Raw genomic sequence first — 14,138 nt, forward strand, 5'->3', positions numbered from 1 at the left:
GCACGCCGCCAGCGTTCATCCTGAGCCAGGATCAAACTCTCCGTTGTAGTTCACGTCCTATCGGCTTTCGCCTCAACCTGAATTGCTTCTCACCCGCTTCAACCCACTGGCGCAGGTCTCACAGTTGGAGCCCCTTCCTCTGACAGAAGGTTTCAAAGAGTGCATTCAGAAATTTCTTTCCTCTTGACTTTCCCGAATCCCAGATCCGGTCGCGCTCGCCTCTCCCATCGGCACACCAGCTCCTGTTCCCTCGTGAGAAGGCAACAAAAACCAACCAACAGGCGCGTCACGCTTGTTCTTTTTTGACGGGACCTCACACCTTCACTGCTATTTCCGTCACTAGCTGATCTCTCAGCTAATAAAACCAAAGCTCCAACACCCTCCCTCTCAGGCGGTGCAGGCTCCCTTGGTCCGTGACGCAGTGAAAGCGTCAGTTCCTAAACTTTTTAGTTGTCCAGGTGCTTCCGCTTCCTCCCCCTCTCGGGAGTTCTCGGCGGAACGTCGCCTCTCAGCGACTCAGAAAACCTACAACACCGTCGGCTCTCGCCTTCTTCGTCGTAAGCCTGCTCGCTTCGGGTTCTTCCCCCTTGCGCGCAGTCCAAAAACATATCACCTCCTATGCCCTTCTGGCAAGGACCCGTATCGAGCGCGACAGCGCTTCAAGCCAAAACCATTGCGGCCAGGCATTTAGGTGCATTCCATTTGCCGCCTTCCCCCTGGCGCCGCTGCAGGCCTTTCAGCGCCAAATGCGCCAAGAGCACCAATAGGGGACGCCACTGGGGCAGGGAAGCTCCCAGAGCTCTGCCAGGGACGGGCCAAAGCAGCTGAAAGAGCCTCTCTATTCATGCCATAAAAAAAGCCGCGACCAAAGTCGCGGCTTAATGAGGGGAGCTAGACAGAGTGCCTATGCAGATTTGGTCCTAAATCTCAGAACAGACCAAGGGTGAGTGACTTGTCGATCGGCATAGCTGCGCCAATGCCGAGATAAATCGCAAACACCGTGCCGAACAAGAAGGTGGCCATGGCCACGGGCCTGCGGAAAGGATTCTGAAACTTGTTGAAACTCTCGATGAAGGGCACCAGCATCAGGCCCAGGGGGATCATCGTCTGCAGGGCAATGCCCAAAAGCTTGTTAGGAACGACCCTGAGGATCTGGAAGACCGGATACAGGTACCACTCAGGCAGGATCTCGAGCGGGGTTGCAAACGGATCAGCCTTGTCGCCCAGCATGGCCGGATCCATGACTGCCAGACCAACCATGCAGCCAATGGTCCCGAGGATTACCACGGGGAACATGTAGAGGAGGTCGTTGGGCCAGGCTGGCTCACCGTAGTAATTGTGACCCATGCCCTTCGCCAACTTGGCGCGGAGCTTGGGATCGGTGAGATCGGGCTTCTTAAGGATGTGCATGGCAGCTGCCGGCAGCAGGGATCTTTGTGGTGATGGTGTGGAGCTTAAGGGGTGAGATTCGGGAGGCGAGAGGCCCCGAATCAATAGGTCACAAGGGACCAGAGATGCCCTGCTTCCGGATCATCAGGAAGTGCATCAGCATGAAAACGGCAAGCAGCCAAGGCATAACGAAGGTGTGCAGGCTGTAAAAGCGGGTCAGGGTGGACTGACCAACGCTCTCTCCACCGCGGAGAAGCTCAACCATGAAATCTCCGATTACCGGCACAGCCGCGGGGACTCCAGAAACAATTTTGACAGCCCAGTAGCCGAGTTGATCCCAAGGCAAGGAGTAGCCGGTAACGCCGAAGGAAACGGTGATCACCGCCATGGTGACGCCCGTAACCCAGGTGAGCTCCCTAGGACGCTTGAAACCACCGGTGAGATAAACGCGGAAGACGTGCAGGATCAGCATCAGCACCATCATCGAGGCGCTCCAGCGGTGCACAGACCTGATCAACCAGCCAAAGCTGACGTCAGTCATGAGGTACTGGACAGAGGAATAGGCCTCGGCCACCGTTGGCTTGTAATAGAAGGTCATCGCAAACCCAGTGGCGAACTGGATCAGGAAGCACACCAGGGTGATGCCGCCCAGGCAGTAAAAAATGTTGACGTGGGGGGGCACGTATTTCGACGAGATGTCGTCGGCAATCGACTGGATCTCAAGGCGCTCGTCGAACCAGTTGTAAACCGGGTTCGAAGCCTGTCCGGAGTTTCCAGCAGGAGTGTTCGCCATGCAGCTGGGAGGTTTGGTTGCGAGAGTCTACCGATGACCTCGAGCCGCTCGTGAGTGCCCCGCCCATTAGGCCAGCGCCTTCTAAACCGTTTGCAACAGCCGTGAAAAACCGCTTGGCAACACTGCTGCAGCATTTGCTTGGCACCGTGCTGGGCTTGGCACTGCTGGCAGCCAACTGCGCGACGGCCTTGGCCCTCAGCGATACCCAGCAGCTGGTGGTTGAGGCATGGCGCTTAGTGAACCAGAGCTACGTGGATCCAGGCCGCTTTGAAACGGTGCATTGGAAGCGGCTGCGCCAAAAAGCGCTCGAGCAACCAATCAACAGCTCAGGCGATGCCTACGACGCCATCGAATCAATGCTCACCCCCCTTGGGGATCCCTATACCCGTCTTTTGCGGCCTGCCGACTACGCCACCCTCCGCTCCAACACTCAGGGCACCGTGACCGGAGTGGGACTGCAGCTGGGCTTGCGCAGTAACGACCAAGCAGTCGTTGTGATCGCCCCCCTGGACGGCTCCCCCGCCGCTGAAGCCCTTATCCCTAGTGGCGCCGAGGTACTGCAGGTAGATGGCCAGGACACTGGGCTGCTGGGGCTGGAACGCACCGCAGCCGCCCTGCGCGGCCCCGCCGGAAGCCGGGTGCTGGTGCAACTCAACATGCAAGGACAGCCGCGCGAAGTGGAGCTCGAACGGCGGGAGGTGGAGCTGCGTCCGGTGCGCAGCAAGCGGCTGCGGGTGGGAGAGCACACCCTCGGTTACCTGCGTATCACCCAATTTTCTGAACCGGTGCCCCAGGACGTACAGGAAGCCCTCGCCGATCTCAACAGCAAGGCGATCGAGGGACTGATTCTTGATCTGCGCAACAACTCCGGCGGGCTGGTGAGCGCCGGCTTAGCCGTGGCCGACGACCTGCTCAATGGCGAGCCCATCGTGGAAACCCAGGACCGTGATGGACTCAGCTCGCCCCAACAAGCCAACCCCGGCATGCTCTTCGACGGGCCGATGCTCACCCTGGTGAACGGCGGCACAGCTAGTGCCAGCGAAATCCTTGCGGGAGCACTTCAAGACAATGGCCGCAGTGAGCTGGTGGGAGCTCAAACCTTCGGCAAAGGGCTGATTCAGACCCTGATACCCCTGGGCGACACCAGTGGCCTGGCCGTAACCGTGGCCCGTTACCTCACCCCCAGTGGCAGGGACATTCAGCACCAGGGAATCGCACCGGATCTAGTGCTGCCCGAACCCGAACCCTTGGATCCCGGCGGTGAGGGTGACGGCTGGCTTGATGCCGCGGGCCGCTTGCTGGCCAGCCGGCTTGAAGCGACCCTCTGAATATGGGAGAGCGCACGTATCACGATCCACTGCACGGAGCGATTCGACTCGATCGCACCGATCCAGCTGAAGCCCTGGCCATCGACCTAATCGATTCCGCTCCCTTCCAGCGCTTGCGCCGAGTACGTCAATTGGGCCCAGCCTTTCTGACCTTCCATGGAGCCGAGTCCAGCCGCTTCACCCATTCCCTCGGGGTGCTGCACCTAGCCCGCCTAGCCCTGCAACAGCTGGAGCGTCACCACCTTGAACTGGCGGAACATCGAGCCGTGCTCTACGCCGCGGCGCTGCTGCACGATGTGGGCCACGCTCCCCTGAGCCACTCCGGCGAGGAGATGTATGGGCTGCACCACGAGGCTTGGTCGGGGCGTCTAATCCGGGAGCATCCGGCCTTGCGCGACCGCCTCGAAGCCCACTCCCCCGGCACGGCCAGCGTCGTGGCCGACCTGCTAGAGCACGGCCGCCACCCCTGCCCGGCGATCAAGGCCCTAGTGAGCAGCCAGCTGGACTGCGACCGGCTCGATTACCTGGTCCGCGATAGCTACAGCACGGGCACTACCTACGGGCGGCTGGATCTCGAGCGGATCCTGGCCGCCTTCACCTTGGCTCCCGATGGCCAGCTGGCGATCACCCCAAAGGGCCTGATGGCCGTGGAGCACTACCTGGTGGTGCGCAACCTGATGTATCGCAGCGTCTACAACCACCGGCTCAACGTGGTGTGCAACTGGCTGCTCAACCAGGCCATCGCCACCGCCCGACGCCTGGGGCCAAAGCGAGTTTGGGCCGACCAAGTGATGGGCCGCTGGCTGTGGCACTGCGAAGCTCTCGATCTGGAGTCTTTTCTTGCCAACGACGACATCCGCACTGGCTACCACCTGATGCGCTGGATGGAAGAGGGCCCGGCCGAACTGCAGGATCCTTGCGGTCGACTGCTGGAGCGGCGTCTACTCAAGGCCACGGATGTGAGTCACTGCAGCCCCGCCCAGCGACTGGAGCTCCTAGCTGCAGCGAGGCAGTTAAGCGAAGCAGAGGGCCTGAGCGCCGAAACGAGCTGCGGCCTACAGCAGCGCCAGAGCCGCGGTTATCACCCCTATAAGGGTGGGCTGCGCCTTTGGGATGGCGAGCACCTACAGGCCCTGGAGCAGCGCTCAAACCTGGTGCAAAGCCTCACTGTTGAAGTCGAGCTGGCCTGGCTGATCCATCCCGGTGAGGTGGCACCTAAGTTGCGCCAATTGCTAGGGCGCTGAGGGAGAATGGGGATGGAGATAGGGCCGGGAACGGAGTTGGAGCCTGCTCGCGGAGCCTTGTTGGTTGCAGACGAATCTGGGCGAGGCAGCCACCGGCTAGTGCTGCCCGCCTCTTGCCAGACCCCTTTGCCCGCTCTGGTGCAACAAGCAATCGATAGCGGCGCCCTGCTGGCTAATCGGCCAATCGAGGGCCAGGTGCTGCTCGAGGCTGGGGCCTGGCGTATCGGCCTAAGCCAACTTGGCGAGCTGCAGCGCACCCTGAACGGCCGGGGGCTTGAGCTGGTGACGATCTGCAGCAGTCAGCCCCACACCCACGTAGCAGCTGCGGGGCTGGGAATCTTGAGCCAGTGGCCTAATTCGGCCGCTCCTACTAGCCCCGCCAAACCAGATTCCGACCTGCAAGTGCATCAGGGCACCCTGCGCTCCGGCGACCATCTGGAAACATCGGGCAGCGTGCTGCTGCTTGGGGACGTAAACCCAGGGGCACGGATTTCAGCCGCAGGCCATGTGCTGGTGTGGGGGCGATTGAGGGGTGTTGCCCACGCCGGCTGCCAGGGCGACAACTTCGCCCGCATCGTGGCCCTGCAACTACGACCGCTGCAGCTGCGCATTGCCGGGGCGGTGGCCAGGGGCCCCGAGGGCGCCCCCCCAGCCGGGTTTGCCGAAGAAGCTCGGATAGTGGCGGGCGCCATCCAAATAGACCCGGCCCAACCAGTCTGGCCCCTTAGCGGTTAATTACACCCAGACCGCCCAGTACACCGGCCACCGCCATAAACCAGAGCGGCGAAATGCGGGTGCGCAACATCAGCACGCAAACCAGCACTGACACCACCACCCCAGCCCAATTGGTGTCAGCCGTGCGCAGAATCTTGAGCCCCACGGCAAACAAAATTCCTAAGGTTATTGGCCCTAGGCCTCGCTCAAACGCCACGCGCCAGGGGGAGTGTTCAAGGCGCTTCCAACTAAGGCAGGCCATGACCATCAGCAAGGTAGAGGGCAACAGGATCGCTGCTTCGGCGCCGTAGGCGCAGAGCAGGGCCCAGAAAGGCCCCTCCCGCCAGCCGGCCCCGAGACCAAGCAAACCCACCAACATTGAGCTGGGACCAGGTGCCGCCTCCGCCAGGGCATAAAGATCGGCGAATTGGGTATTAGTGAGCCAGCAAAACTGGGCCACCGCCAAATGGTGATATTCCGCCAGCAGGGTGTTGCCACCGCCAAGTGAAAACAGCGACAGCGATAAAAACTGCCACAGCACCTGCACCAAGGTGCCCAAATCCGAGAGGCGAGCTGGCTCACACGCCACCGCCGCGGCCAGCAGCCCACTCATGGATTGCTCTGCCGGCGGGGCCAATACCAAGCCATGGCCAAGGGACCGGCGATCAACACCACTGGAATCAAGCGCTGGTCAAACAAGCTGAGTGCCAGAAAGACCACCACAGCAAGCAACAAAGCAACCCGATCATTCCAATACTGATCAAGAATCTTGAAACCCATGGAAAGGGCCATCCCCGCTGCCGCAGCCACCACCCCGGCCAGCACCCGATCTACCGAGGGGATGGTGTGGAAATGGAAATAGGCCAAACCCAGCCCCATCAACAGGCTGAAGGGGAGCAGCAACATGCCGGCCAGGGCTACTAAAGCGCCTGGCAAACCGTGGAACTCGGCGCCGATGTACACGGCCATGTTGATCTGGTTTGGCCCGGGGAAAAGGCGGGCAACCGTGAGTCCGGTGAGGAATTGCTCGTTGGACATCCAACGGCGCTGCTCGACCACAATCCGCTGGCTCCAGGCTGACAGGCCACCACCAAAGGCCGAGAGCGCCACCTGGAGCATCCCCCAGAACAACTCAGAAAGGCTGGGGCGCCGCTCAGTCATGGACGAAGTGGGGATCTGGTGGCAATTCGCCGTCCTCGTGCAGGCTGGGATCAAGGGGATCTGGAGCGTGATATTTCTTTGCCGCATCCCAATCAGCCTGGAAGGTGCTGCGCAGCCTCTCCACCACCTCGGGGGCATCGGATTCGATGCCAAGCTCGCGCCGCAGATCAAAGGCACTGCGATCGATGTTCATGGAACCGGTCTGGGCGTAGGCACCGTCAACCAAAAGCAACTTGGCGTGCAGTTTTAGATGCTTCTGCCGCCGCACCTTCACACCAAAGCGCTCCATTACCCGCAGCGAAGAGAATGTGTCGTAGATGTCCCAGTCGGAGATGCCGTGCTTGCCACCACAGAGGAAGCGCACCTTCACGCCGCGCTCCCGGGCCGAAATTATTCTCTCCAAAATCACCGCATCCACAAATTTTGGGTGCTGAATCCAAAGGCTTTCGAGCGCCATATCAATGATCCTGGCCATCTGGCCGCGGCTGTGAACGCTGCTCCACACCAGGCCCACAGTGAGATCGGGATGGAAAAAGCTGCGGTTCCAGTCGGCCTCAAAGCAAGCGATCACCTGCTCCACCACAGGCACTGCATAACTGACGACCCCGTAGTCACGGGTCTCAGTGAAGTATTTGTCGCTGAGGTTAAAGGTGGCAATTAGCACGCAGGTGGAATCGACCACCAGCGACTTCTCATGGGTGACTGGAAAGGCTTCGCTGGTCCAGGCCACCTGAATGCCGCAGGCATCGAGGCGGTCATGGGCCTCATCATTCCAACGGTCACCGCCGGAGGTGTGCGGATTGAGCATCACCCGCACCAGCACGCCACGCTGCTGAGCCCGGATCAAGGCCTGCTCAATGGTCTCCGACTGCAACTTGAACTGCTTGATCCGAAGTGTCTCTTGGGCAGAGTCGATCAAAGCCACCACAGCCACTGCGCCGTCATCGGGCATCACCAGCAGCTGCTGGTGATGGTGCAGATGGTTAGGCCCACCTGGGGTTTGGGTCATCCCTTCTCAGAGCCTGAACACCCCTTTTAGAGCAGCTGCCGCCAGTAGCAATGCCAGCCCCAATACCTGCAACTCAAGGTTTTGGCCTTAACCTGCCCTCAATCCAGCCTGTGCCGTGGCAGCCACGTCTACCCGCTACATCCTGATCTGCTCCGGCAAAGGAGGCGTGGGCAAAACCACCCTCACCGCCAACCTCGGCATAGCCCTTGCCAAGCAAGGGGCTCGCACCGCCGTGCTCGATGCCGACTTCGGCCTACGCAACCTCGACTTGTTGCTCGGCCTAGAAAACAGGATCGTTTACACAGCCCAGGAGGTGCTGGCCGAAACCTGTCGCCTCGAGCAAGCATTGGTGAAACATAAGCAGGAGCCAAATCTGGCCCTGCTTCCCGCTGGCAATCCACGGATGCTCGAGTGGCTCCAGCCCGACGACATGCGCATGATCGCTGCCATGCTCGGCGAGCAATTCGATTACGTTTTAATCGATGCGCCGGCGGGCATTGAGGGCGGCTTCAAGAACGCCATGGCGGCTGCACGCGAAGCAATCGTGGTCACAACACCGGAGGTTTCGGCCGTGCGAGATGCCGACCGGGTGATTGGCCTGCTCAACAGTGAAGGCGTAAAGCCAATCCAGCTGGTGCTGAACCGGGTGCGGCCCAAAATGATGGCAAATCAGGAGATGCTGGCCGTCAGCGATGTCACCGACATCCTGGCCCTGCCCCTACTTGGACTCGTGCTGGAAGACGAACAGGTGATAGTGAGCACCAACCGCGGTGAGCCCCTCACCCTCACGGGCAATAGTTCACCTGCTGGCCGCGCCTACACCAATGTGGCCCGCCGCCTGCAGGGTGAAGAGGTGCCGCTGATCGATCCGAGCAAAGAGCGCCAAGGCTTGCGCGCCACGATCGGGCGACTGATGCAAACCAGGATCTTCTGAAGCCGATGACCTTGCTTGATGTGATCAACAAACTGTTGGGGCGGCAGCCCGCCAGTGCCAACACGGCTAAGCAGCGACTGCAGTTGGTGCTCGCCCACGACCGCAGCGACCTCAATCCCGAGCTGCTGCAACAAATGCGCCGCGAAATCCTTGAGGTTGTGAGTCGTTATGTGGAAATCGACTTTGAGGAAGGGGATGTGACCCTGGAAACGGAGGACCGAGTCACGGCCCTCGTAGCCAACCTGCCGATTCGGCGGGCCAAGCTGCCGGCTCCCGCCCCTATCCCTGAGCCAACCCTGGAGAACGAGCTCAGTTCCTGAGACGGTGTGGGAACTCTGAGGAGATGCCGCCCCAATGCCATGCCCTGTTCAACCGCCTTCGAGCATTCAGAACTATCCGCCGCAGAGCGGCGTGTGCTCGAGCAACTGGAACGGGGCTACAGCAACAAGGCAATTGCCGCCGCCTTAATTCTCAGCAGGCGCACGGTCGAAAGTCATATGTCTAGCCTGCTGGCCAAAACCGGCTGCCAAAGCCGCACCCAGCTGCTGCTCTGGGCGCTGGGTGAGCGATAAGCTCAGAACAGGAAGCCGCCAAGCGACTTCCATTGCCGGCTTAGCTCAGTGGTAGAGCAGCGCTTTTGTAAAGCGAAGGCCATCGGTTCAAATCCGTTAGCCGGCTTTTAGGTTCAGATCAGTTGCGAGGGGGGAGGTGCAACGGGTCTTGGGGATCGGGGACTGCCGGAGGAGCCCCGTCGCTTGATAGTGGGTTGATTAATGGGTTGATTAACAACTTGCCTAGATCAAGACTCTGCAGGGCACCAACCAACCACACTCCCGCCTAGGCACCAACGGAGAACAACTCCGAGTGAGGTGCTCGCCTTGAGGAATGAGTCCCTGATGAATCGGGCAGGACGCAGGACATCGATATCCAGATAGTCCCACTCCTCAAAATCTTCAAGGTCATTAATCGTTGCGGCCGATCAGAAAAACCTGGTAAACTACATCGGCCTCAAGGATTACAGCAATCTCTGCGGCTGGATGGTGGGGCGATCAAGGTGATGACTCTCGATCAACCCACGCAGGTGACGGTGCTCCGGCCCTGAGATCCGCTCCGGCTCGGGGGTCTGGCCTAAGGCCTTGGCTTGCTCGCCCGTTCAACGCACCAATGGGAGAGCACATAAATCCAGCACCTGAGGTCAGGCCGAGAGGCTCGCAGCTCGTCCATTGCCTCACCTTGTGCTCTGCGATGCTGATCCCAAGCCCTGGCGGGGAGAGGCCAACGATGAACTCCAGTGTTCGCTTGGATCCGCTCAAGCTTCTCCGGCAACAGGAGGCCACCCGTCTGCCCTGGCTGCTCCCCGAACGAAGGCGCCGCATGGCGGAGAGCCCCTTCGCGTTCTTCCGCGGCGCCGCCATCGTGATGGCAGCCGACCTCGGTCGCCAGCCCCACTCGGGCCTGATGGTGCAGCTCTGCGGCGATGCCCATCTGCTCAACTTCGGCTTCTACGGCTCCCCCGAACGGCAATTGCTGTTCGGCATCAACGACTTCGATGAAACCCACCCCGGCCCGTTCGAGTGGGATGTGCAGCGGCTGGCTGCCAGTTTCGTGTTGGCGGCCCGCAGCCTGGGGCTGAGCGAGAAGCAGCAGAGCAGGGTTTGCCGCCGCACGGTGCGCGCCTATGGCGAGGCGATGGCTGAGTTTGCTGCCATGCCTCAGATCCCGATGTGGGTTGCCCAGCTGCCGCTGGAGCGCCTGATCGACGAGCGCGCCAGTGCCAACTTTCGCGGTCACCTGAAAAAGGTGACGGCGGCCGCCCTGCAACGGGATAGTCGCCAGGCGGTGCGCAAATTGTGCGAGCCCGATGGCAATGGTGAACTGCGCTTTCGCCATCAGCCGCCACTGATCTGGCGCTTTGATGCCCTCGATCAAGCCTGGCTGGCGGGCATGGACTGGCATGACTGGTCGCAGAACGGCCTGCGCAGCTACATGGGCTCGATGGCCTCGACCATGCAGCACTTGATGGGCCACTATCAGCACAAAGATTCCGCCCTTAAGGCGGTGGGCGTGGGTTCCATCGGCACCCGCTGCGGCATCAACCTGTTCGTGGGCCAGCACCCTGAGGACGTCCTAGTGCTTCAGGGCAAGCAGGCTGAACCCTCCGTGCTGGCACCGTATGTGAATCTGCCTGCACCGGAGCATCAAGGGCAGCGGGTGGTGGAGGGGCAGCGGTTGCTGCAAACCGCCAGTGATGCCTTTCTGGGTTGGGGCACCAACCCCGCAGGTGATCACATCTATGTGCGCCATTTCCGCGATTGGAAGGCTTCGGTGGATGTGGCCCAGCTGGATGCCGACGGCCTCAAGGATTACGGCCGGCTCTGCGGCTGGACCCTGGCCAAGGCCCACGCCAGAGGCGGTGATCGGCGAGCCATAGCGGTTCACATTGATGACCCGAAGCGTTTTGCCGAGGGCGTTCTGGAGCAGGCGATCCTCCATGCGGATCTGGCCGAGGCAGACCATGCCTCCTTTGTGGGAGCCATCATCCAAGGCCATGAACCCGGGGCAGAGACGCCCTAGGCCCGAGCCCCCTGCTCAACGCGCCGCTGCTGGTGGCCGATCACCAGCAACACCAGGCTGATCGCGCCGAGCAATCCCACCAGCAGGGCTGCAACAAGCATGGTGCCCCCCAGGCCACTGGCGTAGGTGTCGCTCATCAGCTGGATGGCCGGCGCCGGTAAGCCTTTGGCGTGGCTCAGCATGCCGCTGCCTAGGGCCGCCCGCACCTTGGCTTCGAGTTCAGAACTCCAAACGGTTGTGGAGCCCAGCTTCAGCACCTGTTGATGCAGGTTGGCGGAACCGAAGCCGTCCACCATCGCGCCACTTGCTGCGAAACCCAAGGCGAATCCAAATTGCCCAGTCGTGGTGCGAAAGGCCGTGACGGGGCCGAGCGAGCCCAGCGGAGCCTCCTGGACGAACAACGTCGCCTGGGGAACGATCATGAAGGCCAGACCACTGCCCACCAGCACCATCGGCATCACCAGGGAGCTGTAGGTGCTGTCGGCGCGGATCGCGGCAAACCACAGCAGCCCGAGCACAAGAGACACGGTGCCACCAGCCATCAACTGGGTGGTGCGGCGACCGGCACGCATCAGCCGGCCGGCCGGCACAGCGCCAACGGCACAACAAACGAGCAGGGGGAGCTGGGCCAGGGCCACCTGAGCGGTGCTGAAGTGCTGCACCAGCTGCCAGAAATTGCTCGTTTGCAGCTGCACCACGGCCCAGGCGAAATTCCCGGCGATGCCGCTCACGATCGCCGCAGCGAAGCAACCACGGCGGTACAGCGCAAACGGGAAGATCGGCACCTGACGGCCGCGCTCGATCAGCAGATGCAAGCCGAACAGCACCACCCCAGAGAGGGTGGGCACCAGGAACTGGGGCGAGCTGAAACCCTTGATGGCGTGACTTACGCCACTCAAAAAGAGCACCATCGCTCCCGCGATGCTGATTAGCCCTGGCCAATCGGGCTTGAGCTTGGCGTTGGCGGGCATCTGCGGCAACAGCAGCGGCAGCCACGGCAGACACAACAGCGCCAGCAGGGGCACCAGGCCGAGGGCCAGGCGCCAGCTGCTGTTGGCCAACAGGCCACCCATGAGCGAGGCGGCGATAAAGGCAGTGATGGTGCAGAGGTGCCACACGCCCAAAGCCTTGCCCAGCTGGTCGGGACGGCTTACGGCGCCCACGGCTGCAAAGGACAGCACGAGCACAGCACCAACGGCGATGCCCGCGATGGCACGGCCCAACAGAAACAGGCCCGCATGGGGCGCCGCCATGGCGATCCCATCGCCGGCAATCAGCATCAGCAAGGCGGCCATCAACACCTGACGACGCTCCAGGCGATCGCCGAGGAAGCCCATCAGCAACACGGTGGCCGCCTGAGCCAGGGTGGAGATGCTGGCAGCTAGGGCCAATGTGGCGCCCTGCATCTCAAGTGCTTGGCCGGCCTTCACCAAGGCTGTGTTGGCCACGCTCGGGTCGATCAGTTGCAAGCTGGCCAGAACGCCGAGGAAGGGCACCGCCAGGGCTCTGGTGGGTTGAGCGCTCATGGGGTGATCAACAAAGGTGGTAATCAGCAGCAGCGGCTTAGCCGGCACTGAGGCCAGGTGCGCCTCAGCGCAAGAGTCGCACGATTATGCGTTGAAAAATCAACTTCGCGGGCAGCGTCAGGGCAACTGCGCACCTCTGACTCAACGGTCGCCTTGGGGCACATGAGGAACGGGTCCAATGGGGCACCTCCCATGCTCGTCACGGCTTGACGACCGCAGCTAGGGCACCCTGTTAGGAGTCCGCATGGGTTAACCCGTGGGGCAGTTGACTGGGTCACCTGACGAATGAGGCCGCCTGGGATGACATCGCGCACTCGGCCCGTGGTGCTGGTGCTTGTGGTGGTGCTCTGCCTGGTGCTTACTGAGCAGATCGCCCGCGGGCTTGGCATCGAGCGGGCCGTGGGCCTGCTCAGCCTGGCGAACCTGGCCACCCTGGTGATCGGCATCAAGCTGGGCTGGCGTCAGGCCCTGCTGGGCGTTGGCAGCCTGGCGCTGCTCACCATCCCGGCCGTGCTGAGCCAGGGCGATCCGGCCGCGGGCACCGTCGTGATGACGCTCACAGCCCTCGCTCTGGGCCTGAGCGCCCGTTGGCAGCTGCAGCCGGTCTACTGGCTGATGGTGGTGAGCCTCTGCCTGCTGATCACCAACAGCCCGCTGGCAGCAACTGCCACAACCAGCGACCTGGCCAGGCTGGTGCTCGGCGTGCTCGCCTCAGGCAGCCTCACCACCCTGCTGCTCAGCAAGCTGTTGCCCCTCCCTGATGGGGCAGACACCCCAGGAGCATTTGCGGTGGCGCACAGCTGGCGCCGCGCCCTGGCCTATGGCTCGCTGCTGGCGGCCACCACCTTGATCACCACCCCGTTCGCCCTGCAGCACGACTGGCACATCAATGGGCTGTGGTTGATCCTCACGCCATTCCTTGTGCTGCGTCCGTTCGTGCGGGATGCCTGGAGGGTCGCTCTGCACCGCTCCATGGGAACCCTTGCGGGCGTTGGGCTGGTGATCCTCGTGGCCCCGGCCCTGCACCACACCGTGTCCCCTCAGGTGCCGGCCATCGCCCTGGCGGCGATCACCGCTGCGATCGCCGCCCGCAAAGGCCATCCAGCCCTGATGGTGGCCGTTCTCACGGCCACGATCGTGTTGTTCAACAGCAATGCAAGCGACCTGCCGCTGATGGCCGACAAACGTCTGCTTGCCTGTGCCATCAGCATCGCCATCAGCCTGGGCGTGATGGCCCTCGCCCACCCGATTGAGCAGCGCTTTCGGGCAGTCCACGGCGGAGAGGGACGTTGAACGCTCCATAAGGGAGTTCGCCAGGCCCGTGACGGCTGTCCGAGGAGGTGGCATCTCCGCGGAAGGAGAGAACGTGGCGCTTGGGGCGGTGCACAGAAACCCCAGGACTTCCTTCCGGTCCAGCCGGGCCCCAAGCTTCTTGCTCTGGTAGGCAGGGCCATGGCAGACCGTCA

At 61.9% G+C, this 14,138-nt stretch carries 14 protein-coding genes and 1 tRNA gene; 9 read left to right on the forward strand and 6 right to left on the reverse strand.

Translation table 11 applies throughout. The features are described from left to right. Positions 1 to 927 precede the first annotated feature (927 nt). Both petD and petB read right to left on the reverse strand, forming a co-directional pair. Positions 928 to 1,410 (reverse strand): cytochrome b6-f complex subunit IV, encoded by a 483-nt coding sequence (gene petD / locus C7K55_RS11100; protein ID WP_106632801.1) that lies wholly within the window; start codon positions 1,408 to 1,410, stop codon positions 928 to 930. 88 nt (positions 1,411 to 1,498) lie between these two features. Continuing rightward, positions 1,499 to 2,182, reverse strand: a complete 684-nt coding sequence (gene petB, locus C7K55_RS11105) for a cytochrome b6 (RefSeq protein ID WP_106632802.1) — start codon at positions 2,180 to 2,182, stop codon at positions 1,499 to 1,501. Between the two features lie 101 nt (positions 2,183 to 2,283). On the opposite strand from petB, the gene ctpZ reads away from it, so the two are divergent. The 3 genes from ctpZ to C7K55_RS11120 are packed head-to-tail and all read left to right on the forward strand — an operon-like array spanning position 2,284 to position 5,489. Beyond that, entirely contained in the window at positions 2,284 to 3,510 is a 1,227-nt protein-coding gene (ctpZ, locus tag C7K55_RS11110) for a carboxyl-terminal processing protease CtpZ (protein ID WP_241518336.1), read from the forward strand. A 2-nt stretch (positions 3,511 to 3,512) separates the two neighbouring features. Beyond that, positions 3,513 to 4,754 carry an HD domain-containing protein gene (locus tag C7K55_RS11115; RefSeq protein WP_106632803.1) on the forward strand — a complete coding sequence of 414 codons (1,242 nt, stop codon included), beginning with the start codon at positions 3,513 to 3,515 and terminating at the stop codon, positions 4,752 to 4,754. A 57-nt stretch (positions 4,755 to 4,811) separates the two neighbouring features. Continuing rightward, positions 4,812 to 5,489, forward strand: coding sequence for a septum site-determining protein MinC (locus C7K55_RS11120; protein WP_241518337.1), 678 nt, complete (start codon positions 4,812 to 4,814; stop codon positions 5,487 to 5,489). Here the strand turns inward: C7K55_RS11120 and C7K55_RS11125 are convergent. The 3 genes from C7K55_RS11125 to C7K55_RS11135 are packed head-to-tail and all read right to left on the reverse strand — an operon-like array spanning position 5,479 to position 7,638. After that, positions 5,479 to 6,081: a chromate transporter gene (locus tag C7K55_RS11125; RefSeq protein WP_106632805.1), complete on the reverse strand. Its 603-nt coding sequence runs from the start codon at positions 6,079 to 6,081 to the stop codon at positions 5,479 to 5,481. The two genes, C7K55_RS11120 and C7K55_RS11125, sit on opposite strands and share 11 nt — an antisense overlap. Further along, positions 6,078 to 6,629 carry a chromate transporter gene (locus C7K55_RS11130; RefSeq protein WP_241518338.1) on the reverse strand — a complete coding sequence of 184 codons (552 nt, stop codon included), beginning with the start codon at positions 6,627 to 6,629 and terminating at the stop codon, positions 6,078 to 6,080. Before C7K55_RS11130 ends, C7K55_RS11125 begins: the two co-directional genes overlap by 4 nt. Beyond that, complete coding sequence (locus tag C7K55_RS11135; RefSeq protein WP_106632806.1) at positions 6,622 to 7,638, reverse strand: phospholipase D-like domain-containing protein; 1,017 nt, start codon at positions 7,636 to 7,638, stop codon at positions 6,622 to 6,624. Before C7K55_RS11135 ends, C7K55_RS11130 begins: the two co-directional genes overlap by 8 nt. A 115-nt stretch (positions 7,639 to 7,753) precedes the next feature. On the opposite strand from C7K55_RS11135, the gene minD reads away from it, so the two are divergent. The 5 genes from minD to C7K55_RS11160 all read left to right on the forward strand — a co-directional run bounded on the left by minD (position 7,754) and on the right by C7K55_RS11160 (position 11,146). Continuing rightward, positions 7,754 to 8,572 (forward strand): septum site-determining protein MinD, encoded by an 819-nt coding sequence (minD, locus tag C7K55_RS11140; protein WP_106632807.1) that lies wholly within the window; start codon positions 7,754 to 7,756, stop codon positions 8,570 to 8,572. Positions 8,573 to 8,577: 5 nt separating this feature from the next. Further along, positions 8,578 to 8,892, forward strand: a complete 315-nt coding sequence (gene minE / locus C7K55_RS11145) for a cell division topological specificity factor MinE (protein ID WP_106632808.1) — start codon at positions 8,578 to 8,580, stop codon at positions 8,890 to 8,892. A 39-nt stretch (positions 8,893 to 8,931) separates the two neighbouring features. Further along, positions 8,932 to 9,144 carry a response regulator transcription factor gene (locus tag C7K55_RS11150; protein ID WP_106632809.1) on the forward strand — a complete coding sequence of 71 codons (213 nt, stop codon included), beginning with the start codon at positions 8,932 to 8,934 and terminating at the stop codon, positions 9,142 to 9,144. A 34-nt stretch (positions 9,145 to 9,178) separates the two neighbouring features. Then, positions 9,179 to 9,250, forward strand: a tRNA-Thr gene (locus C7K55_RS11155). A 603-nt stretch (positions 9,251 to 9,853) separates the two neighbouring features. Further along, the gene (locus tag C7K55_RS11160) at positions 9,854 to 11,146 is read left to right on the forward strand and encodes a DUF2252 domain-containing protein (protein WP_161956164.1); all 1,293 of its coding nucleotides are present in this window, start codon (positions 9,854 to 9,856) and stop codon (positions 11,144 to 11,146) included. Here the strand turns inward: C7K55_RS11160 and C7K55_RS11165 are convergent. Then, positions 11,143 to 12,672, reverse strand: a complete 1,530-nt coding sequence (locus tag C7K55_RS11165; protein WP_106632854.1) for an MFS transporter — start codon at positions 12,670 to 12,672, stop codon at positions 11,143 to 11,145. The two genes, C7K55_RS11160 and C7K55_RS11165, sit on opposite strands and share 4 nt — an antisense overlap. Before the next feature lie 300 nt (positions 12,673 to 12,972). On the opposite strand from C7K55_RS11165, the gene C7K55_RS11170 reads away from it, so the two are divergent. Continuing rightward, positions 12,973 to 13,965 carry an FUSC family protein gene (locus C7K55_RS11170; protein WP_161956165.1) on the forward strand — a complete coding sequence of 331 codons (993 nt, stop codon included), beginning with the start codon at positions 12,973 to 12,975 and terminating at the stop codon, positions 13,963 to 13,965. Positions 13,966 to 14,138: the final 173 nt, after the last annotated feature.

This window comes from Cyanobium usitatum str. Tous, from assembly GCF_003011885.1.
GTDB lineage: Bacteria > Cyanobacteriota > Cyanobacteriia > PCC-6307 > Cyanobiaceae > Cyanobium_A > Cyanobium_A usitatum.

Excerpts from the sequence above, each read along its gene's own strand:
- C7K55_RS11160 (WP_161956164.1), top strand. The coding sequence starts at position 9,854 with ATGAACTCCAGTGTTCGCTTGGATCCGCTCAAGCTTCTCCGGCAACAG.
- petD (WP_106632801.1), bottom strand. The coding sequence starts at position 1,410 with ATGCACATCCTTAAGAAGCCCGATCTCACCGATCCCAAGCTCCGCGCC.
- C7K55_RS11125 (WP_106632805.1), bottom strand. The coding sequence starts at position 6,081 with ATGAGTGGGCTGCTGGCCGCGGCGGTGGCGTGTGAGCCAGCTCGCCTC.
- C7K55_RS11115 (WP_106632803.1), top strand. The coding sequence starts at position 3,513 with ATGGGAGAGCGCACGTATCACGATCCACTGCACGGAGCGATTCGACTC.
- C7K55_RS11135 (WP_106632806.1), bottom strand. The coding sequence starts at position 7,638 with ATGACCCAAACCCCAGGTGGGCCTAACCATCTGCACCATCACCAGCAG.
- C7K55_RS11170 (WP_161956165.1), top strand. The coding sequence starts at position 12,973 with ATGACATCGCGCACTCGGCCCGTGGTGCTGGTGCTTGTGGTGGTGCTC.
- minE (WP_106632808.1), top strand. The coding sequence starts at position 8,578 with ATGACCTTGCTTGATGTGATCAACAAACTGTTGGGGCGGCAGCCCGCC.
- petB (WP_106632802.1), bottom strand. The coding sequence starts at position 2,182 with ATGGCGAACACTCCTGCTGGAAACTCCGGACAGGCTTCGAACCCGGTT.
- C7K55_RS11165 (WP_106632854.1), bottom strand. The coding sequence starts at position 12,672 with ATGAGCGCTCAACCCACCAGAGCCCTGGCGGTGCCCTTCCTCGGCGTT.
- C7K55_RS11150 (WP_106632809.1), top strand. The coding sequence starts at position 8,932 with ATGCCCTGTTCAACCGCCTTCGAGCATTCAGAACTATCCGCCGCAGAG.
- C7K55_RS11130 (WP_241518338.1), bottom strand. The coding sequence starts at position 6,629 with ATGACTGAGCGGCGCCCCAGCCTTTCTGAGTTGTTCTGGGGGATGCTC.